At 75.7% G+C, this 19,047-nt stretch carries 14 protein-coding genes; 5 read left to right on the forward strand and 9 right to left on the reverse strand.

Going from position 1 to position 19,047, the window contains the following annotated elements; all coding sequences use genetic code 11:
• Positions 1–102 precede the first annotated feature (102 nt).
• Positions 103–5,466 carry a beta strand repeat-containing protein gene (locus tag FHR77_RS12305; protein WP_167260598.1) on the reverse strand — a complete coding sequence of 1,788 codons (5,364 nt, stop codon included), beginning with the start codon at positions 5,464–5,466 and terminating at the stop codon, positions 103–105.
• Positions 5,467–5,788: 322 nt separating this feature from the next.
• Here FHR77_RS12305 and FHR77_RS12310 point away from each other — a divergent pair, with 322 nt between their 5' ends.
• A complete protein-coding gene (locus tag FHR77_RS12310; RefSeq protein WP_156370141.1) occupies positions 5,789–6,262 on the forward strand; it encodes a MarR family winged helix-turn-helix transcriptional regulator in 474 nt (157 codons plus the stop codon).
• A gap of 145 nt (positions 6,263–6,407) precedes the next feature.
• Here FHR77_RS12310 and FHR77_RS12315 read toward each other — a convergent pair whose 3' ends face one another.
• Positions 6,408–7,232, reverse strand: a complete 825-nt coding sequence (locus FHR77_RS12315) for an alpha/beta fold hydrolase (protein ID WP_341777350.1) — start codon at positions 7,230–7,232, stop codon at positions 6,408–6,410.
• Positions 7,229–7,630 carry a MerR family transcriptional regulator gene (locus FHR77_RS16435; RefSeq protein WP_167260600.1) on the reverse strand — a complete coding sequence of 134 codons (402 nt, stop codon included), beginning with the start codon at positions 7,628–7,630 and terminating at the stop codon, positions 7,229–7,231. The genes FHR77_RS12315 and FHR77_RS16435 overlap by 4 nt, the downstream gene beginning before the upstream one ends.
• Before the next feature lie 157 nt (positions 7,631–7,787).
• Between FHR77_RS16435 and FHR77_RS12325 the strand changes: the two genes are divergently transcribed.
• Positions 7,788–8,516 (forward strand): SDR family oxidoreductase, encoded by a 729-nt coding sequence (locus tag FHR77_RS12325; protein WP_167260602.1) that lies wholly within the window; start codon positions 7,788–7,790, stop codon positions 8,514–8,516.
• Between the two features lie 205 nt (positions 8,517–8,721).
• Here FHR77_RS12325 and FHR77_RS12330 read toward each other — a convergent pair whose 3' ends face one another.
• A complete protein-coding gene (locus tag FHR77_RS12330; RefSeq protein ID WP_167260604.1) occupies positions 8,722–9,189 on the reverse strand; it encodes a VOC family protein in 468 nt (155 codons plus the stop codon).
• A 104-nt stretch (positions 9,190–9,293) separates the two neighbouring features.
• On the opposite strand from FHR77_RS12330, the gene FHR77_RS12335 reads away from it, so the two are divergent.
• On the forward strand, positions 9,294–10,310 hold the full coding sequence (locus tag FHR77_RS12335) for a helix-turn-helix transcriptional regulator (protein ID WP_167260606.1): 1,017 nt from the start codon (positions 9,294–9,296) through the stop codon (positions 10,308–10,310).
• A gap of 196 nt (positions 10,311–10,506) precedes the next feature.
• Here the strand turns inward: FHR77_RS12335 and FHR77_RS12340 are convergent, their stop codons facing one another.
• Both FHR77_RS12340 and FHR77_RS12345 read right to left on the reverse strand, forming a co-directional pair.
• Positions 10,507–11,691, reverse strand: coding sequence for a S24/S26 family peptidase (locus FHR77_RS12340; protein WP_167260608.1), 1,185 nt, complete (start codon positions 11,689–11,691; stop codon positions 10,507–10,509).
• 83 nt (positions 11,692–11,774) lie between these two features.
• Positions 11,775–12,383: a hypothetical protein gene (locus FHR77_RS12345; RefSeq protein WP_167260610.1), complete on the reverse strand. Its 609-nt coding sequence runs from the start codon at positions 12,381–12,383 to the stop codon at positions 11,775–11,777.
• Between the two features lie 276 nt (positions 12,384–12,659).
• Here FHR77_RS12345 and FHR77_RS12350 point away from each other — a divergent pair, with 276 nt between their 5' ends.
• Complete coding sequence (locus FHR77_RS12350; protein WP_167260612.1) at positions 12,660–14,081, forward strand: alpha-amylase family glycosyl hydrolase; 1,422 nt, start codon at positions 12,660–12,662, stop codon at positions 14,079–14,081.
• A 109-nt stretch (positions 14,082–14,190) separates the two neighbouring features.
• The gene (locus tag FHR77_RS12355; RefSeq protein ID WP_167260615.1) at positions 14,191–14,661 is read left to right on the forward strand and encodes a MaoC/PaaZ C-terminal domain-containing protein; all 471 of its coding nucleotides are present in this window, start codon (positions 14,191–14,193) and stop codon (positions 14,659–14,661) included.
• A 29-nt stretch (positions 14,662–14,690) separates the two neighbouring features.
• Here FHR77_RS12355 and FHR77_RS12360 read toward each other — a convergent pair whose 3' ends face one another.
• The 3 genes from FHR77_RS12360 to FHR77_RS12370 all read right to left on the reverse strand — a co-directional run bounded on the left by FHR77_RS12360 (position 14,691) and on the right by FHR77_RS12370 (position 18,935).
• Positions 14,691–17,219, reverse strand: a complete 2,529-nt coding sequence (locus FHR77_RS12360; protein WP_167260617.1) for a glycoside hydrolase family 2 protein — start codon at positions 17,217–17,219, stop codon at positions 14,691–14,693.
• Between the two features lie 281 nt (positions 17,220–17,500).
• Positions 17,501–18,238: an NADPH-dependent F420 reductase gene (locus tag FHR77_RS12365; RefSeq protein WP_167260619.1), complete on the reverse strand. Its 738-nt coding sequence runs from the start codon at positions 18,236–18,238 to the stop codon at positions 17,501–17,503.
• Between the two features lie 76 nt (positions 18,239–18,314).
• On the reverse strand, positions 18,315–18,935 hold the full coding sequence (locus FHR77_RS12370; protein ID WP_341777351.1) for a TetR/AcrR family transcriptional regulator: 621 nt from the start codon (positions 18,933–18,935) through the stop codon (positions 18,315–18,317).
• Positions 18,936–19,047: the final 112 nt, after the last annotated feature.

Genomic DNA, 19,047 nt, shown 5'->3' on the forward strand with positions numbered 1-19,047 from the left:
GACGGAGGGAGCCGCGCGACAGGCCGGACGACGGAGGCGCGGTGCGCGTCGACCGCACACCGCGCCTCCCTGCACCGCGCCTCCCGCAGCGGCGGACCCCGCCTACCGGAGCCCGCGCACCGGCCCCGTCACCGGCCGGCGACGACGGCCGAACAGCACCAGCCCGAGCCCGGCGAGCATCACGAGCAGCGCGACGCCGAGGTCGGCGGCCACGTGGCCGGCCCCGGTGAACGCCAGGCCGAGGATCGCCGGGAAGCGCAGCGTGATCAGGCCCTCGAGGGTCTCGGCCGAGGTGTCGGCGACCCGGTACGCGATCGACGCGACGCCGGTGAAGCCGTCGACGGGGGTGAAGCGGACGCCGTCGGCGCCGACCGTCCAGGTGCCCTGGCCGGGCACCGTGACCGTGCTGGCCGCGACGCCGGTGGCCGGGTCGACGAGCACGAGCGTGCCGCGGTCGAGGGTCTGGCCGCCGCTCGCGACGTCGTTGGCGAGCGGGTCGATCGTGACCGGGCGGCCCGGCGTCGCGAGCTGCGTGTCGTCGGCGGCGACCGCGGCGCTGCGCACGGCGATGGTGACCGTCGCCGTGCTCGTGGCTCCGTCGACCGAGGTCACGAGGTACGTGAACGAGTCGGTGCCGGTGAAGCCCTCGGCGGGCTTGTAGGTCCACGAGCCGTCGGCCGCGACCGTGGCGGTGCCGTGCGCCGGCTGCGTCGCGATCGACGCGACCAGGCCGGTGCCGAGGTCGTTCGCCAGCAGGCCCGCGTCGGCCGGGACGCGCAGGGCGCGGCCCGCGACGGTGCTCGCCGCGTCGTCGACGGCGACCGGGTCGGTCACGATCGTGAGCGTGCTGCTCGCCGGCAGCCCCTCGGCGTCGACGACGTCGTAGGTCACCTCGTCGCTGCCCGACCAGCCCGGGGCCGGCGTGTAGACGACGGCGCCGTCCGAGCCGATCGACAGGGTGCCATGGGCCGCGGCGGCGTGGCCGACGACGACCAGGTCGCGGCCGAGGTCGTTGCCGAGCACCGCGGGCGCGGCGACCGTGAGCGTGGTGCCCGCGGCGACGTGCGCCCGGTCGGCGGCCGCGGTCGGCGTGACGGTGACGGTCACGAGCCCGGTGGTGACGCTGCCGCGGTCGTCGGTGGCCGTGTAGGTGAACGTGTCGGTGCCCGAGAACCCGTCGGCGGGCTCGTACGTGTACGACCCGTCGGCGGCGAGCGCCACCGTGCCGTGGCCCGGCTCGACGTCGACGCGGGCGGTGAGGCCCGTGCCGGCGTCGTTCGCGAGCACGCCCTGGGCGGCGGCGACCTCGAGGCGTCCGCCGGCGGCGACCGTCGCGGCGTCGGGCGTCGCGATGGGGCCGACGAGCACGGTCACGACGGAGTCGGCGGTCAGGCCGTCGGCGTCGGTCACCGTGTAGTCGAAGGTCGCGGCGCCCGAGGTGCCGGGGGCCGGCACGAAGCGCACCGAGCCGTCGGGCAGCAGCGTGGCCGTGCCCGACGAGGGCGTGCCGACCCGGGTCACGGCGAGGCGCGAGCCCCGGTCGTTGCCGGTCAGCTGGGCGGCGCGCAGCACGAGCGGGGTGCCGGCGGGGGTGCTGGCGGAGTCGACCGTCGCGACGGGCGAGACGGTCACGGTGACAGTCGACTCGCGCTCCTGGCCCGAGTCGTCGGCCACGCGGTAGCTGAACCCGTCGACGCCCGAGAACCCGGCGTCGGGCACGTAGGTGACCCAGCCGTCGGTCGTCGACGTGGCGGTGCCGTGCACCGGGGCCGTGACCGAGAGCAGGCGCAGGCCGCGGCCGCGGACGTCGCCCATCAGGCTGAACACGGTCTGCTGGCCCGAGACGGTGCGGCGCGCGTCGGGCGACGCGGTCGGCGTGACGGTGACCGAGACGGTCGTGCTGCTGGTCTGCCCGGCGGCGTCGACGACCGTGTAGCCGAAGGTCTCGACGCCCGAGAAGCCGTCGGCCGGCGTGTAGACGACCCGGCCGTCGGTGCCGAGGCGGGTGGTGCCGCCCTGGTCGCCGGCGGTGACGGACTGGATGCGCAGCGCCTTCCCGTGGTCGTTCGCCAGGAGGTCGGCGATCGTCAGGGCCGTGTCGGCGGGGGTGCTCCGCACGTCGGCGACGGCGGTCGGCACGACGGTCACGGTGACGACGGCGTCGGCCGTGCGGCCGGCCGCGTCGGTCGCGGTGTACCCGAAGGAGTCGGTGCCCGAGAAGCCGGTGGCGGGCACGTACGTGACCTGGCCGGCCCGGTCGACCGACGCCGCGCCTCCCGCGGTGGTCGACCCGACGGCGGTGACGACGAGGGCCTTCCCGTGGTCGTCGGCGACGAGGTCGGTGAGCGACAGCGCCGTGTCGGCCGGCGTGCTGCGGGCGTCGTCGGCGGCGGTCGGGCGGATCGTCATGGTGACGACCGACGAGACGACCTGGCCGGAGGCGTCGGTCGCCGTGTACCCGAAGGTCTCGGTGCCCGAGAAGCCGGGCGCACCGGTGTGGGTGACGCGGCCGCGCTGGTCGACGGAGGTCGTGCCGCCCTGGTCGCCCGCGGTGACGGAGGTCACGACGAGGCGCTGGCCGCGGTCGTTGGCCGTGACGTCGACGAGGGTCGTCGCGGTCTCGGCCGGCACCTCGTAGGCGTCGGGCGCGGCGCGGGGCGTGACCGTCAGGGTGACGGTCGCGGTGCTCTCCTGCCCGTCGACGTCGGTGACGGTGTAGTCGAACTGCTCGGTGCCCGAGAAGCCGACGGCGGGGGTCACGACGACGGCGCCCGAGGCGTCGAGGGCCACGTCGACCCGGCCGCCCGTGCTGGCGGTGACGGCCGTGACGGTCAGGTCGCGGCCGCGGTCGTTCGCGAGCAGGTCGGCGAGCGTCGTCGCCGCCCCGGTCGGGACGGTGCGGGCGTCGTCGACGGCGGCCGGCGCGACGGTCATCGTGACGGTCGCGGAGCTCGTGCGCCCCGCGGCGTCGGTGACCGTGTACCCGAAGGTCTCGGCCCCGCTGAAGCGGGCGGCGGGGGTGTACGTGACGGTGCCGTCCTGCTCGAGGCGCACCGCGCCTCCTGCACTGCCCGCCGTGACGGCGGTGACGGTGAGGCCGCGACCGAGGTCGTTCGCCCGGAGGTCACGCAGCGTGGTCGACTCGCCCGGCGTCGCCGTCCCGCGGTCGTCGCGGGCCTGGGGCGTGACGGTGACCGTGACGGTCGCGGTCGAGGTGCGGCCCGAGGCGTCCTTCGCCGTGTAGGTGAAGGTCTCGGTGCCCGAGAAGTCGTCGCGGCTCGTGTAGGTGACCGAGCCGTCGCGGCCCAGCTCGACCTTGCCCCCGGCCGAGCCCTGGGTCACGCCGGTGACGGTCACGTCGGTGCCCACGTCGTTGCCGGCGAGGTCGGTGAAGGTGGTCGGCGTGCCCGCGACGACGGTCTTCGCGTCGGCGGCGGCGGCCGGGTCGACCGTGACGGTCAGCGTCGCCGTGCGCTCGGTGCCCGAGGCGTCACGGACGGTGTACGTCACCACGATCGTGCCCCCCGAGGAGGCGGTGGCCGGGTCGAGCACGACGCCCCCGTCGCGGTCGACGGAGACCTTCCCGCCGCCGGAGACGACCTTCGCGCCGACGACCGTGAGGCCCGTGCCGAGGTCGTTGCTGAGCAGGTCGGTGAAGGTGGTGGTCTGGCCGGCCGGGGCGCTGCGCGCGTCGTCGCCGGGGGTCGGGGCGACCGTCAGCGAGACCGTGGCGGTCGAGCGCACGCCGGCGGCGTCGGCGACCGTGTAGGTGATGCTCGCGGGGCCGGAGGTGCCGGGCTCGGGCGAGTAGACGAGGTCGCCGCCGGGGGCGACGGTGACGCTGCCGCCGCCGGAGACGACGGTCGCGTCGACGACCGTGAGGCCCGAGCCGGCGTCGTTGCCGAGCAGGTCGGCGGCCGGGATGGTCGTCGAGCTGCCGCTCGGCTGCGCGGGCACGGTGGCGTCGTCGTCGACGGCGCGCGGGGCGACGGTGACGGTGACGGTCGCCGTGGAGGAGGCGCCGCTCGCGTCGGTGACCGTGTAGGTGAAGGTCTCGGTGCCCGAGAAGCCGCGGTCGGCGGTGTAGCCGACGGTGCCGTCGGCGCGCAGCGCGACGACGCCGCGGGCGCTGCCCTGGGTGACGCCGGTGATCTTGAGGCCCGTGCCCGCGTCGTTCGCGCGCAGGTCGGTGAAGGTGGTGGCGACTCCGGAGGCGGCCTCCTCGGCGTCGTCCTTCGCCGCGGCCGCGAGCACGTTGACGAAGGAGCAGGTGACCTCGGAGGAGGCCTCCGTCTTGGACGTCGGCTGCGTGTACGTGGCCTTGGTGCCGGTGCCCTCCGAGACCACCGTGCCGCCGTCGGCGCAGGTGTAGCTCGTCGCGTAGTCGGCGGGGAGGGTCGTCGAGTTGCCGGGCTTCTGCTCGACCGTGTACTGCGTGCCGCCGACCGCGAGGATCGGGCCCGCCGTGGCAGTGTCGGAGCCGGGCGCCGTCGTCGCGGTCGCGCTGGGGCTGCCGGCGGGGATGCCGCCGCCGGTGAGCGTGACGCCGAACTGGTCGGAGGGCTTGGCGCGGTCGACGATCGTCGTGCTGGCCGAGGTCGTGTTGGGGTAGTTGCAGGTCGCGAGGTCGACGGTCGCGAAGCCGGGCAGCACCGTCTCCTTGATCGTCGCGCCGGAGGCCGGGTCGACCTCGGTCAGCGTCGTCTGCGGGGCCTGGGCCGTGCCGGTGCTGCGGGAGAGGAAGAGCGTGCCGTCGTGCGAGAACGCGATGCCGTTGTAGGCCGCGTTGGTGCCGCCGAGGGTCGCGATGTTCGTGGTCGGGATGGGGGTGTCGCCCGAGGTCGTCGGCACGGGCACGTCGGCGCGCTGCACGAGCGCGTTCGAGACGACGAACATGGTGCCGCTGCGGCTGAACGCGAGGTCGCCGTTGCCCACGGTGGTGTTGCCCGTGATGCCGATGGTGCCGACGCGGCCGAGGGCGACGCCGGGCTCGGGGGGCTTCGGCGGCACGTAGGCGCTGAGCTGCGGCTGCGCCTGGGCGGCCGCGTAGTAGTAGCTGCCGCTCTGCGGGTTCACGCCGCCGCGGATGATGTTGAGGTTCGCCGCCTCCGGCCGGGTGGTCGGCGTCGAGGTCTCGCCCTCGCGGTCGTAGGTGATGATCTGCGGCACGCCGTTCGAGACGCCCGTGGCGTAGGCCCGGAGCCCGCCCGCGCCGATGCCGAGGCCGTTCGTCGCGCCGGTGAGCGTCGCGACGGAGGCGACCGTGCCCGTCGCCAGGTCGACCGAGCGGACCTGGCCGGTGCTCGTGATCGAGTACACGGTGTTCTGGTCGCAGGCGAGCGGGCTGGCGGCGAGCGCGGGGGCCGCAGGCGTGACGGTGGTGAGCACGCCCGCCGCGAGCAGGGCGGTGAGCCCGACGGCGACGGTGCGGCGCCCGAGCGAGCGGGCAGACAGGGAGGAGGGCATGGTGGGGGCCTTCGGGTGGGGTGGGCGCGGGTCAGGAGGCGCGGAGCGGGTGGGGGGAGCCGGTCCGGTCGCGCAGGTGGTGCTGTCGGGGGCGTCGGGCTGCACGGTCGGGTCGCAGGGGTGTCGGGCGCCCTGCGGTCGGGCTCAGGTTATTGACAGGGAGGGGTCCCCCACATGCCCCACAACGGGCATCCCCCGCTCGGGTGTCACGGCACGAGCTGTCCTCTCGGCGCACCCTCGGCAGGGCGACTCGCCCCGACGGCCGGTCTGTGGTCCACTGGGGGCCGACGCGCCGACGGAGGGCGCGAGCAGGGAGACGACCGTGACCGACGACCTCCTGCCGCCGACCCCCGCCAACCACCCCGACTCGATCAAGAAGCTCGCAGCGACGCTCCGGCGGCTCGACGAGGCGCACCGTCGCTACCGGGTGCACGCCGCGAAGGTGGTCGGCATGGCCCCGACCGACCTCTCCGCCCTGCTCGTCGTGAGCGAGAACCCCGGCATCACCCCCGGCGCCCTCGCGAAGGAGCTCGTGCTCAGCACCGGCACGGTGACCGCCGTCGTCGACCGCCTCGAGGCGTCCGGCCGAGTGGCCCGGGTGGCCCACCCGGGCGACCGGCGCAGCCTCCACCTGCAGCTCACCGAGCAGGGCACCCAGATCGCCTCCGCGCTCGACGAGGCCTACTGGTACGTGCTGTCGACCACCGGCACCGACGAGACCATCGCGGGGGCGCTGCCCCAGCTCGACGGCATCACCGAGGCGCTCGACGCCGTCGCGAGCGAGGCCGTGGGCTGAGCCGCCCTCGCCGCCTCGTCGCCTCGTCGCCTCGTCATCGAGGTGCCCCGTCCTGGGCCCTCCCGGCTCAGCAGGCCCCAGATCGAGTCACCTCGACGCGCACAGCAGGGACGCCGAGGAGGCGCGGGGCGCGACGCGCCCCGGCTCAGGGCGCGACGAAGGGGGCGAGCGCCGCGATCCAGGCGTCATGAGCGTCGAGGTGCGCGTCGTGCGAGCCCCCGTCGAGGTCGACCCTGGTCACGGTCCGGCTGTGGGCGACGAAGGCATCCTGCTGCTCGGCGGTGAACATGCCGCCCTCCGCCCACACGACGAGCGTGGGTGCCGTGACGCTCTCCCACTCCGCCCAGCGCGGCACCCCGACCGCCTCGATCGTGGCCTGGAGCACGTCGGCGTCGAATCGCGGGCGCAGCCCGTCGGGCCCCTCCTCGAGGTCGTCGACCCAGGCCCGCTCGAGCGGGCCGTCGCCGAGCGCGGCGAGCGCGGCCGCCCGGTCGGCGAACGGGACCGCCCACGACCGGAAGAAGTCGCCGAGCGCCCGGTGCGACTCCGGGGTCCCTCCGCCCTGGTCGCCCTCGAGCAGCACCAGCCGGCGCACGAGGTCGGGGCGTGCCGCCGCGACGAGCATCGCGGTGTGGGCGCCCATCGACTGGCCCACGAGGTCGACCGGGCCAGCGGCCTCCGCCTCGACGACGCTGACGACGTCGGCCACGAAGGCCCGCCGCGAGAGGTCGACGGGGCGCCGCGTGCTGCGGCCGTGCCCGCGTTGGTCGACGAGCACCACGCGGCGCCCGACGAGCGCCCGGGCGGTCGGCAGCAGCTCGCGGCCGCTGCCCGCGAGGCCGTGCAGGAGCACGACGGTCGGCTCGGCGCCCTCCTGCACCGCGTACGCGACGCGGGTGCCGTCGGCGGCCGTCACGGCCGCCTCCCGCAGCTCGCCGGGCTCCGCGGGCTCCGCGGAGGCGGTGGTCACGCCGCCGAGGCGACGGACGCGGGGGCGCCGTCACGGAGCGCGGGGCAGTGCTCGGGCGTCGGGTGCAGCGAGACGTCGATGACGCGGTCGAGCTCGGCACGGGCGGCGGTCAGCTCGGCGATGCTCGCCGTGATGCGGTCGCGCTCGCGACGGAGCAGCGCGAGCGACTCGTGGGTGGCGACGCCCGCGTCGACGCAGGGCAGCAGCTCGACGATGGTGCGGCTCGCCAGGCCGGCGGCGAAGAGCTGCTGGATGAGCTGCACCCGCTCGACCGCGGCCTCGTCGTAGACGCGCTGGCCGCTGCCGGTGCGGTCGGCGGGCAGCAGGCCCTGCTCCTCGTAGTAGCGCAGGGCGCGGGGGCTGACCCCGGCGCGGGCAGCGACGTCTCCGATGCGCACGAGCGCTCCTCCCGGTGGGGCGTCGGGCGGGTGCACGACGCGGGGCTGGTGGTCGATCTCGGGCAGGACTTGCCCTTGACGTCGACGTGAGGTCCTAACGTAGCCGCGCAGGCCCGGACGCACCGCCCGGCCGCCCCGAGAAGGAAGAACGAACACCATGGACATCACCGACCAGGTCGCCCTCGTCACCGGCGCCAACCGCGGCATCGGCCGCCGCTTCGTCGACGAGCTGCTCGCCCGCGGGGCCCGGAAGGTCTACGCGACCGCCCGTCGCGTCGATTCCCCCGAGGCCCTCGAGCTGGCCGCCCTCGACCGCGTCGAGGTGCTCGCCGTCGACATCACCGACCACGCGTCGGTCGTCGCCGCGGCCCGCGTCGCCACCGACGTCACCCTGCTGGTCAACAACGCGGGCATCGCGACCTCGACGCCGCTCGTCACGGGCGACCTGGCCGAGCTGCGCCGCGAGATGGACACGCACTACTGGGGCACGCTCGACGTGATCCGCGAGTTCGCGCCGGCCCTCGCCGCGAACGGCGGCGGGGCGATCGTCAACGTGCTCAGCGCGCTGTCGTGGTTCGCGTACCCCGGCAACGGCGGCTACGGGGCCGCGAAGGCGGCCGAGTGGAACATGACCAACGGCGTCCGCCAGGACCTCGCCGCGCAGGGCACCCTCGTGCAGGGCGTCCACCTCGGCGCCGCCGACACCGACATCATGGCCGGCTACGACGGCCCCATGATCGACCCGGCGGACGTGCCCCGCGCCTCCTTCGACGGCCTCGCCGCCGGAGCGATCGAGGTCGTCGTCGACGACTGGAGCGCGATGGTCAAGGCCTCGCTCGCCCACGACCCCGCGCTGCTCTACGCGCAGATCAGCCCCGCGAGCTGAGGCGGGTGCGGGCCGGGCCCGGCGGGTCCGTGTCCTCATGGGCTGCCCGGGCCCGGCGGGTCCGTGTCCTCCTGGGCTGCCCGAGCCCTGGGTGCGGCGGGTCCCCGTCCTCCTGGGCGGGTCGGCGCCGACCCGCCCAGGAGGACACCGACCCGCCACACCGCGGCGCAGACCCCTCCGGGCCGCCTCGCGGGCTCGCCAGACGCTAGCGGTGCGCGGCCTGCACGTCGACGACCCAGGTCACCCCGAAGCGGTCGGTGAGCATGCCGAAGCCGGGGCTCCAGGCCGACGCGGCGAGGGGCTCGACCACGTCGGCGCCCTCGGCGAGACGCTGCCAGAGGGCCTCGACCTCCTCCAGCGTCTCGCCCTGGAGCGACTGGAAGAAGGTGCGGTCGGTGACGGTCGTGCCGTCGACGCGGCGGGTGGTGCCCGCGACGGCGGCGGTGTCGGTCGTGTCGAGCCCGGGCACGTCGTAGGCGAGCAGCCGGAAGCCGTCGGCGGCGTCGACCTGGCCGAAGACGACCTTGTCGGCGCCCGGCAGATCGTGGGGCATGCCGAAGTCGCCGTAGGTGGCGGCCGCGGTCACCTCGCCGTCGAAGACCGAGGCGTAGAAGTCGAGGGCGGCCCGGGCCGTGCCGGGGAAGTTCAGGTGGGTGGTCGTGCTGACGGTCATGGAAGGGTCCTCCCGGTCGTGGTGGTGCGCGGCGACCTGCCGCACGCTCACCGTCCCGCACGATGCGGACAGTTACGGTCCGCTCCTCACGGCAGACTCGGGGCATGGTCGGGAACTCGTCGCGCATGCTGTCGCTCCTCTCGCTGCTGCAGACGCGGCGCGACTGGCCGGGGCCGCTGCTCGCCGACCGGCTCGGGGTCACCGCGCGCACCGTCCGGCGCGACGTCGACCGGCTCCGTGAGCTCGGCTACTCCGTCGTCGCCACGCGCGGGCCCGAGGGCGGCTACCGCCTCGCCCCCGGCGCCGACCTGCCGCCGCTCCTCTTCGACGACGAGCAGGCGGTCGCGATCGCGGTCGCCCTGCAGGGCGTGACGGCGAGCGGCGTCGACCTCGACGAGGCCGCGTCGCGCGCGCTCGCGACGGTGCGGCAGGTGATGCCGTCGCGTCTGCGGCACCGGGTCGACGGGATCCGCTTCACCGCGCCTCCCCCCGTCGACCCGGTCGACCCGGCCGTGCTCGAGCTCGTCAGCGCCGCGACGCGGGACGCTCGGGTGCTGCGGTTCCGCTACGACCGGGTCGCGGTGCCCGGGGCCGATCCCGCGCCGGGCACGGACACGCCCGGCACGACGGCCGGCCAGTCAGCCGCTGACCTGCCCGCCCTGGCCCGCCGGGTCGAGCCGCACGGCGTCGTGCTGCGCGGCGGGCGCTGGTACCTGCTCGCCTGGGACCTCGACCGCGACGACTGGCGCGTCTTCCGCCTCGACCGCGTGCACCCCCGGAGCCCGGGAGGCGCCCCCTTCGCCCGCAGACCGCTGCCGGGCCCCGACGCGGCCGCGGTCGTCACCGCGCGCGCCAAGGGCTCGGCCGACGCCGACCGCTGGCCCTGCCAGGGCGTCGTCGACCTCGAGCTGCCGCCCCGCGAGGTCGCCCCCTGGGTCGCGGACGGCCTGCTGGAGGCGCGGGGCGAGCACCGCAGCCGCCTCACGATCGGCTCGTGGTCGTGGGCGGGGGTGCTCGCCGCGGCTCTGCGCTTCGACGCGCCGTTCACGGTGGTGGGCCCGCCGGAACTGCGGTCGGCGGCCGAGGTCGCGGCGGTGCGGCTGCGCAGCAGCTCCGCGTGATGATCGCCGCGTGGCGCGCGAGCGGGCCCCGGGCGCGGCGGGTCCGTGTCCTCGTGGGCTGCCCGGGCCCGAGGTGCGGCGGGTCCCCGTCCTCCTGGGCGGGTCAGCGGCGACCCGCCCGGGAGGACACCGACCCGCCGCACCCGATCAGCCCACCGCCCGACGCGAGGGCCGGACACGCTCGTCGAGTCGGGCGTCACGCGCAGCGGGCGCTTCCTCCGCCCAGCAGCGAGAGCCCGTTCACGCGCACGCCCGTCGCCGCGGGCCCCATCCAGCTGCCGCCGTAGTCGGCTCGGACCAGGAGCGTCTGCACTCCGAGCTGGAGCAGGGCGCTCGGCCGGTAGACGAGCGACTGCGGGGTCGCCCCGGTCGGAGTCGCCGTCCCGACCACCGTGCCGGTCGAGGCGTTGACGAGGCTGAAGACGTTCGGCGGGGTCGCCCCCGTGTACGTCCAGGTGATCCTGACCGCCCCGCTGTCGGCCCCGGTCGTGATGTCCGTGCAGGTCACGCCCGTCGGCGGGGTGATCGTCCCCGCCGTCAACGACGCCGACGTCGCCGTCCGCGCGAAGAACGGCGCGGCCGCCGCCTCGGTGGGCAGCGTCGCGAGCGGGGCCGTGACGAGCATCGCGAGCGCGAGGGCGGACGACGCGGTGCGCAGGCGCCGCAGCCTCCGGGCCCGGTGGCGGATCGACCGCCGGGTCGGCCAGGCGACGAGGGCGGGCAGGCCCGTGCCGACCCGCGACTCCCCGGCGCCTGCCGCGGCTGCGGCCTCGGCCTCCACCTGGGCGCAGATCCGACGCTGCTCGCGGTCGACCGTCGTCAGCGCCAGCAGCACGAGCACCCCGAGGGCGACCATCGCGAGCGGCACCCACCTGCCCTCGCGGGCCCAGACGACGGGCATGCCGATCGACGGCACGCGGAGGAACCCCACCCCGTGCACCGCCGACGCCCCGATCGGCGTCGAGTCGACGGCGGGGTTGGCGTCGCCCTTCGTCACCATCATGCCGCCGGCCAGCGCCTCCGCGTAGCGGTGCAGGCGAAGGTGCCCCGGCTGGTCGGGGTCGTCGGCGAGCAGCACGTGCCCGGTCTGGACGAGGTCCATCGGCACGGGGCGCGAGACGACGACGTCGCCGACGCGGATGCGCGGCTCCATCGAGCCGGTCACGACCGTCGTCGGGTGCCAGCCGAGCACCGCGGGCGCCGCGGCCCAGAAGGCGAGCCCCAGCAGGGCGACGATCACGCCGCGGGCGACCGTGGCGACGACGATCCGCGACCAGTCCTCGACCCCGGTCCGCGCCGTCGGCAGGGTCGACAGGGTCGGCGAGGAGGCGCGGGTCGAGCCCCGCAGCGGGCTCGCGACGTGCTGTGCCGTCGCCGACATGGCGGCCTCCCCTCTCGACGTGGGGTCCGTGACGCGGGGCGGGCGGCGGCGCGGCACGAGCCGCGCAGCCGCCCGGGGACTGGCTAGTTGTTCTGGGCTTCCCAGGTGAAGCCCTGCTTGACGTTCAGGCCCTGCGACGCGTTCAGCAGGTCCGGCGCGACGGTGTAGGTGAACTTGTACAGGCGGTTCTCGGCGGTGGCGTCGGCCCCCGTCGGGTTGCCGGTCGTGACCCAGGCGTCGGCGCCGTTCGCGTAGCTGGAGCGCGCCGTCTGGAACGCGGCGAGCGTGCCGTCGTAGACGGTGCCGCCCGTGCCCGCGGCGACGAACGCCTGGCAGGTGCCGGTGCCCTGCTCGATCTTGAGCGTGGTCTTGACGCCGAGGTCGTTGCTGACGTTGACCGCACCCGTGCCGTAGAGCTTCACGGTCGAGGGCAGGCTGCCGGTCGAGGTGACGGTGATGCAGTTCGTGCCGGTCGAGCCGGGCTTGAGGTTGACGGCGGTGAAGAGGGCCACGTCGGCGTCGTTGTCGGTGAGCTTCACCGAGCCGGTGGTCCAGTTGCTCGTGGGGTTGCTCGTCTGCGCGCTGAACGCCGAGTACGACGCGTTCGAGACGACGAGCCCGGAGGCGACGAGGGCGAGCGGGACGCCGATGACGGCGGCGAGGCGGGCAGCACGGGGCGTGGCGGTGCGCATGGCGGGGTGTCCTGATCCTTGGGTGCAGCGTGTCCGGGCGACGGAGTGCCACGGAGGGGCGCGGGAGGCGGCTGGTGAGACCGCGGTGCGCCGACCGCACGGGCGTGGTGAGGGCCCGACGTCGTCCGGTTGTTACGGTCACCAAGATAAACCTGTGAGCGCTCCTCAGCAAGGCCGCGGGGCACCCCCCGAGGGAGGGGGCTCGCGCATCGGCCAGGCCCGGGCGGAGGCGCGTGCCTGGGCGCCAGCAGCACCCGCGTCGGTACCGTGGCGGGCATGCAGCAGCCCGACGCCCCCGCCCCGACCGACGCCGCGACCCCGGGTGGCGCCTCGACCCCGGGCGGCGCCCCGGCCTGGACGGAGCACGTCGTGTGGTGGCACGTGTACCCCCTCGGGTTCGTGGGGGCCGACACGACCGGGGCGGACCGCTCGCCGGCACCGCGCCTCCTCGACCTCGTGCCGTGGCTCGACCACCTCGTGGCGCTCGGCGCCAACGGGCTCGCGCTCGGGCCCGTGTTCGCGTCGTCGACGCACGGCTACGACACCATCGACTGGATGCACGTCGACCCGCGGCTCGGCAGCGACGACGACCTCGTCACGCTGATCGACGCGGCGCACGAGAAGGGCGTCCGCGTGATGCTCGACGGTGTCTTCAACCACGTCGGCCCCGAGTTCCCGCCGCTGGTCGAGGCCCGCGCCGACCCGTCGTCGCCGGCGGCCGCGCTGTTCCGCCGTGACGGGTCGGGCGACCTGGCGACCTTCGAGGGGCACGGCGGTCTGATCGCCCTCGACCACTCGTCGCCCGAGGTGGCACGGCTCGTCACCGACGTCATGACGCACTGGAGCGACCGCGGCGCCGACGCCTGGCGCCTCGACGCCGCCTACTCGGTGCCGACCTCGTTCTGGGCGACGGTGCTGCCGGCCGTGCGCGACCGCCACCCCGACGTGTGGGTGGTCGGCGAGGTGCTGCACGGCGACTACGCCGCGATCGTGCGCGAGGCGGGGCTCGACGCGGTCACCCAGTACGAGCTCTGGCAGGGCGTCTGGCACGCGCTGCAGAGCGTCAACCTGCACGAGCTCGCGTGGGCCCTCACCCGGCACGACGAGTTCCTCGACGCGTTCGTGCCGCTGACCTTCGTCGGCAACCACGACGTCACCCGCATCGCCAGCCAGGTCGACGACGAGCGCCACCACGCGCACGCGACCGTGCTGCTGTTCACCCTCGGCGGGGTGCCGTCGGTCTACTACGGCGACGAGCTCGGGCTGCGGGCCGTGAAGGAGGAGCGGGTCGGCGGCGACGACGCGGTGCGCCCGGCCTTCCCCCGCTGGTCGGGCGACGACGTCGTGTCGCTCGTGCCCGACGCCGACCCCGTCGCCCTGGCGCTGCACCAGCAGATGATCGGGCTCCGTCGCCGTCACCCGTGGCTGCACACGGCCCGGTCGCGGACGGTGTCGGTGACGAACGAGTCGCTCGTGCTCGAGCTGCGGCCAGGGGCGGGCGCCGAGGCGGGCGCGGGCGGGGGCACGGGCGGGGACGCGGGCGACGTCGCGCTGGTCGTCGCCCTCTCGCTCGGCGACGAGCCGCTGCGGGTGGCCGACCCGGCGCCGGGCGAGTTCCTCGCCGGGCGCGACGCGGGGCTCGACGGCGACGAGCTCGTCATCGGCGCCCACGGCTGGGCGGTCGTCGCGCGACGGTAGGAGCGGCGGGTCGAGTGGTCACGATCTGTTCGTCCCCCGCCCCGGGAGCAGCAGTTCGTGACCACTCGACGGCCGCGCGCGGGAGGCCCGCGCGTGGTGGACTGGCTCCGTGCTCGACCCCTTCACCACGCCCCTGCCCGACCGGCACTTCGAGGACTACCCGCCCGGCCTCCACGCCGAGTACGGCCCGACCACGGTCACGGCCGACGAGATCGTCGCCTTCGCGACCGCCTTCGACCCGCAGCCGATGCACGTCGACGCCGAGTGGGCCGCCGCCGGCCCGTTCGGCGGGCTCATCGCCAGCGGCTGGCACACGACCGCGATCATGATGCGGCTGCTCGTCGACCACTGGCTGAACGGCGAGACGAGCCTGTCGTCGCCCGGCGTCGACGAGCTGCGCTGGCACCGCCCGGTGCGCCCGGGCGACCAGCTGACGGCCCGGTTCACGGTGCTCGAGGCGCGGCCGTCGGCGTCACGGCCCGACCGGGGCATCCTCCGCACGCGCATCGAGCTGGTCGACGCCGACGAGCGGCTCGTCATGTCGCAGGTGATGACGAGCTTCGTCCTGCGCCGGGTGTAGCCCGCGCCCGCGCGCCGCGAGCCCGGGCGTCAGCCCTGCAGGTCGCCCGCGTGCCGCACGACGTCGTCGGCGGTGAGCCGCTCGGCGTCGGACTCGGCGACCCCGGTCACCCGGAACGTCGCCGACTCCCCCGCGAGCAGCGTCACCATGCCCGTGTCGACCACGGCCCCGGGGTCGACCCGGTCGACGAGCAGGGTCACGTCGCGGGCGTAGCTGCGGGCGGTGACGGTGACCAGCGCGACGCCGGGAGCGGTCTCGGCGAGGGCGACCACCGCCTCCACCGCACCGGGGTCGAGGTGCTGGTCGACGACCTCGGCGGCGTCCCACCGGGCGCGGCCGGCGCCGAAGCCGGGCAGGTCGGCGACGAGCAGCTCGGCGGCGGGGTCGAGGCCGTCGACGAGCGCGGCCGGCAGCGCGACCGTGGTGCTGCCCCGCGCCTCCACCGTGACCGGCAGCGCGACCTCGTCGCGGCGCCCGCCGTCGAACGCGGCGGCCGCGACCGTGGCGGTGCCGCTCCACGCGTCGTCGGTGTCGTTGAGCAGCACCAGGGCCAGGCCGGAGGCGCGGGGCTGGATCGTCGCCAGCCGCGCCTCGTAGACGGCCCGGAGCACGTGCCAGAGCGGCTTGCGGTGCCCCGCGAAGTCGACCGCCGCCCACGACACGACGGGCCAGTCGTCGTTCAGCTGCCAGACGACGACGCCGGTGTTCCGCGGCGCCAGCGAGCGGAAGTGCTCGACGCCGAAGCGGATCGCCGCGGCCTGGTTGAGCTGGGTCGCCCAGTGCCAGTCCTCGATCGTCGAGGGCGCGGGCAGGTGGCCGTCGAGGCCCCGCTCGAGCTTGAGGTTGCCGTCCTCCGCCTTCTGGTGCACGAGCATCTCGTGGCCGTAGGGGTCGAGCGGCTCGTCGTGCACGACCGAGGTCAGCGTCGACCAGGCGGGCGGCCCCTGGAAGCCGAACTCGGAGACGAAGCGCGGCTCGTGGTCGCGGTAGGCGGTGTAGTCGAGGCGGTTCCAGACGTCCCAGATGTGCATGGTGCCGTTCGCGGCGTCGTTCGGGTGCAGGTACTCGCCGAACGACCACGGGCTGCCGGGCGAGTACGGCCGGGTGCCGTCCAGCTCGGCGACGACGCGCGGCAGCAGGTCGAAGTAGTAGCCCTCGCCCCAGGTGCGGCCGGCGAGCTGGCGACGCCAGTCCCAGTCGACGTAGCCCCAGATGTTCTCGTTGTTCCCGTTCCAGATCACGAGGCTCGCGTGGCGGCTGAGGCGGGTGACGGCCTCCCGGGCCTCGGCCTCGACCTCGTCGGCGAGCCAGGGCTCCTCTGCGTAGGCGCCGCAGGCGAAGAGGAAGTCCTGCCAGACGAGCACGCCGGCCTCGTCGCACGCGTCGTAGAGGTCGTGCGACTCGTAGACGCCGCCGCCCCACACGCGCAGGAGGTTCATGTTCGCGTCGGTCGCGTCGGCGACGCGGAGGCGGTAGCGCTCGGGGGTCATCTCGGTGAGGAAGGCGTGGTCGGGGACCCAGTTCGCGCCCCGCACCTGCACCGGCCGGCCGTTGACGCTCAGCACGAAGGGGGCGCCGTGCTCGTCGGGGGCGGTGTCGAGGGCGACGGTGCGGAAGCCGACCCGCGCCTCCCACGGCTGCGGGGCCGGCTCGGTCTCGCTGCTGCTGCCGACCGTGACGGTGACGGGGTAGAGCGGCTGGGCGCCGTGGCCGCGGGGCCACCAGAGCTCGGCGTCGGGCACGACGACCGTGAGCTGCACCTGCGTCGTGCCGGGGGCGACCGCCGAGGAGGCGCGGTGCCCGTCGACGAGGACGGTCACCTCGGTCTCGGGGGCGGTGGTGCCGATGCCGTCGGTGCCGACGGTGCCGGCGACGGCGCTGGTGTCGGCCGGGGCCGTGGGGCTCGCCCACTCGAGCTCGACGTGGGCGTCGAGCACCCCGCCCTCGTCGGTGACGTCGACGAGCGGCCGGACGGACGCGATGCGCACGCCCGACCAGCTGTCGAGCCCGATCGGTCGCCAGATGCCGCTGGTGGCGACGTCGACGCCCCAGTCCCAGCCGAAGTTGCTGGCGGACTTCCGCAGCATCGTGAACGGGTGGTGGTTGACGTGCGGGAGCGCTCCGTGGCGCTCGACCCGCGACTCCACCTCGGGCACGGGCGCGGCGAACGTCACGACCAGGTGGTTGTCGCCGTCGGTCAGCGCGTGGCGCACGTCGACGCGGTACGAGCGGTGCTGGTTCTCGGTCTCGGCGACGACGACGCCGTTCAGCTCGACGCGGGCGACGGTGTCGAGCCCCTCGGCGACGAGGTCGTGGCGGTCGGAGCCGTCGTCGTGCCACTCGAACGTCGTCCGCCAGCGCCAGACGGTGTCGCCGATCCACTGCTGGGCGGCCTCGGCGTCGCCGTCGAACGGGTCGGTGACCAGCCCCGCGGCGAGCAGGTCGGTGTGGGCGACGCCGGGCACGGTGGCCGGGACGAGCCGGCCCGCGACCTCGGCGGGCACCGGGCCGCTCACGGCCTCGAGGGTCCAGTCGTCGTGGAGGGGTCGGAGAGCCATGCGTGCGTGTCCTCGTCGTCGAGATGCGGGTGGGCCTCGCACCACGCTAGCGGGAGGCGCGGCGCCGCGGGCGGGGAGCCGGCGGGTCGCCGTCCTCCGCGGTGCTCGCCGGCGCTCGGCTACCGGGTGCGGCGGGTTCCCGTCCTCGCCGGTGCTCGCCGACCGGGTGCGGCGGGTTCCCGTCCTCCTGGGCGGGTCGGCGCCGACCCGCCCAGGAGGACACGGACCCGCCGCACCGGCGTGACCTCCCCCGGCGGGCCGACCCGCGCCTCCCCGGGCCCTCAGAACTGGCGGGCGGCGACGTCCGGGCGGTGCGACGCGGCGACCAGCTCGCGGAGGCGCTCCGCCGTCACGGGCGCGCCCGGGTCGGCGAGGTGGTCGACGGCGAGGGCCGCGGCGTCGGCCGCGTAGATCGGGGTGTACGCGCCCGACTCGGGCTCCGTGCGCCACGACTCGGCGAGCGAGCCCGCGTCGACCGGCTCGAAGCCGAGCAGGTCGACGAGCTCCATGACCCGGGCCTTCGCCGTGGCGTCGTCGCCCTGGACGGCGAGCGCCGTGCGCGGGGTCGAGCCCGTGAGCGCCGGGATGTGGTGGGCGAGGATCCCGTTGAACGCCTTCACGACGAGCGCGCCGGGCAGCAGCCGCTGCTCGAGCTCGGCGGTGGCGAGCTCGAGGCTGTCGAGCTCGGCGATGCGCCCGTCGCGGTGCGGGTAGTAGTTGCCGGTGGAGAGCACGACGCGGCCGGCGAGGGCGTCGACGGGCAGCGCCGGGTAGGCGCCGAGCGGGACGGCGAGCACGACGAGGTCGCCGGCCTCCGCCGCCTCGCGGGGAGCGGCGGCGCGGGCGCGGGGGCCGAGCTCCTCGACGAGGCCCGCGAGCGACTCCGGCCCGCGCGAGTTCGCGACGACGACGTCGAGGCCGGCCGCCACGGCGAGGCGGGCGACACCGCTGCCGATGTCGCCGCTGCCGATGACGCCGATGCGGGTGAGGGGTGTGGGGATGCTGGTGGTGTCGGTCATGGTGCCTCCTGGTCGGGGTCGGGGTCGTGGTCGTGCGCGGGGCGCGGGGCGCGGGGTGCGGGGCTCGGGGCCGCCGTCAGGCGTCGTCGCCCGCGGCGGCCGGACGTGCCTGCCACCCCCGGCGGGTGAGCGCCGCGAGCCCGTCGGCCGAGTCGTCGTCGGCGAGCGCGGCGCCCCGCACCCAGCTCGTGGCGAGGGCGGCGAGGAAGAGGTCGCGGGCGCGCACGTCGCTCCGGGCGGCGCCGTCGCGGCGGGCGGCGTCGAGGAACTCCTCGGTCACGGTGACGAAGCCCTGGCAGGTCGTCGCGAGGGGCGAGTCGCTCGTGAGCGTGGCGGCGCGCAGGGGCCCGGGCAGGCCGTCGAACGCCCCCGCCCAGTCGATCACCGCGGCGAGCCAGCCGTGCAGGGCGTCGCCCGCGTCGACGGTGCCGTCGTCGCGGCCGGCCCGGAGGGAGTCGCGGCGTGCGACGAGCGCGTCGTCGCGGGCCGTCAGCAGGGCCGCGAGCAGGGCCTCGCGCGTCGGGAAGTGGCGGTACAGGGTGCCGGCGCCGACGCCCGCCCGCTTCGCGATCGCGTCGAGGGAGCCGCCGACGCCGTGCTCGGCGAAGTGCTGCTCGGCGGTGGCGAGGAGGTGCTCGCGGTTGCGGAGGGCGTCGGCGCGGGGAGCCCTGGCTCCGCGGGTGGTCGTGTCGGGCACGGCGTCCTCCTCGTCGCGATGCGGAGGACCTCTCCGCATCACGAAGAGGAGACTATCTCCGTTCGCGTGGGAGCGCACCCCGGAGCACGGCCATCGCCCTGGCGCGGCTCAC

It is taken from the genome of Frigoribacterium endophyticum (genome assembly GCF_011759585.1).
Taxonomy (GTDB): domain Bacteria; phylum Actinomycetota; class Actinomycetes; order Actinomycetales; family Microbacteriaceae; genus Frigoribacterium; species Frigoribacterium endophyticum.

Excerpts from the sequence above, each read along its gene's own strand:
- FHR77_RS12305 (WP_167260598.1), bottom strand. The coding sequence starts at position 5,466 with ATGCCCTCCTCCCTGTCTGCCCGCTCGCTCGGGCGCCGCACCGTCGCC.
- FHR77_RS12325 (WP_167260602.1), top strand. The coding sequence starts at position 7,788 with ATGGACATCACCGACCAGGTCGCCCTCGTCACCGGCGCCAACCGCGGC.
- FHR77_RS12330 (WP_167260604.1), bottom strand. The coding sequence starts at position 9,189 with ATGACCGTCAGCACGACCACCCACCTGAACTTCCCCGGCACGGCCCGG.
- FHR77_RS12335 (WP_167260606.1), top strand. The coding sequence starts at position 9,294 with ATGGTCGGGAACTCGTCGCGCATGCTGTCGCTCCTCTCGCTGCTGCAG.
- FHR77_RS12340 (WP_167260608.1), bottom strand. The coding sequence starts at position 11,691 with ATGTCGGCGACGGCACAGCACGTCGCGAGCCCGCTGCGGGGCTCGACC.
- FHR77_RS12345 (WP_167260610.1), bottom strand. The coding sequence starts at position 12,383 with ATGCGCACCGCCACGCCCCGTGCTGCCCGCCTCGCCGCCGTCATCGGC.
- FHR77_RS12350 (WP_167260612.1), top strand. The coding sequence starts at position 12,660 with ATGCAGCAGCCCGACGCCCCCGCCCCGACCGACGCCGCGACCCCGGGT.
- FHR77_RS12360 (WP_167260617.1), bottom strand. The coding sequence starts at position 17,219 with ATGGCTCTCCGACCCCTCCACGACGACTGGACCCTCGAGGCCGTGAGC.
- FHR77_RS12365 (WP_167260619.1), bottom strand. The coding sequence starts at position 18,238 with ATGACCGACACCACCAGCATCCCCACACCCCTCACCCGCATCGGCGTC.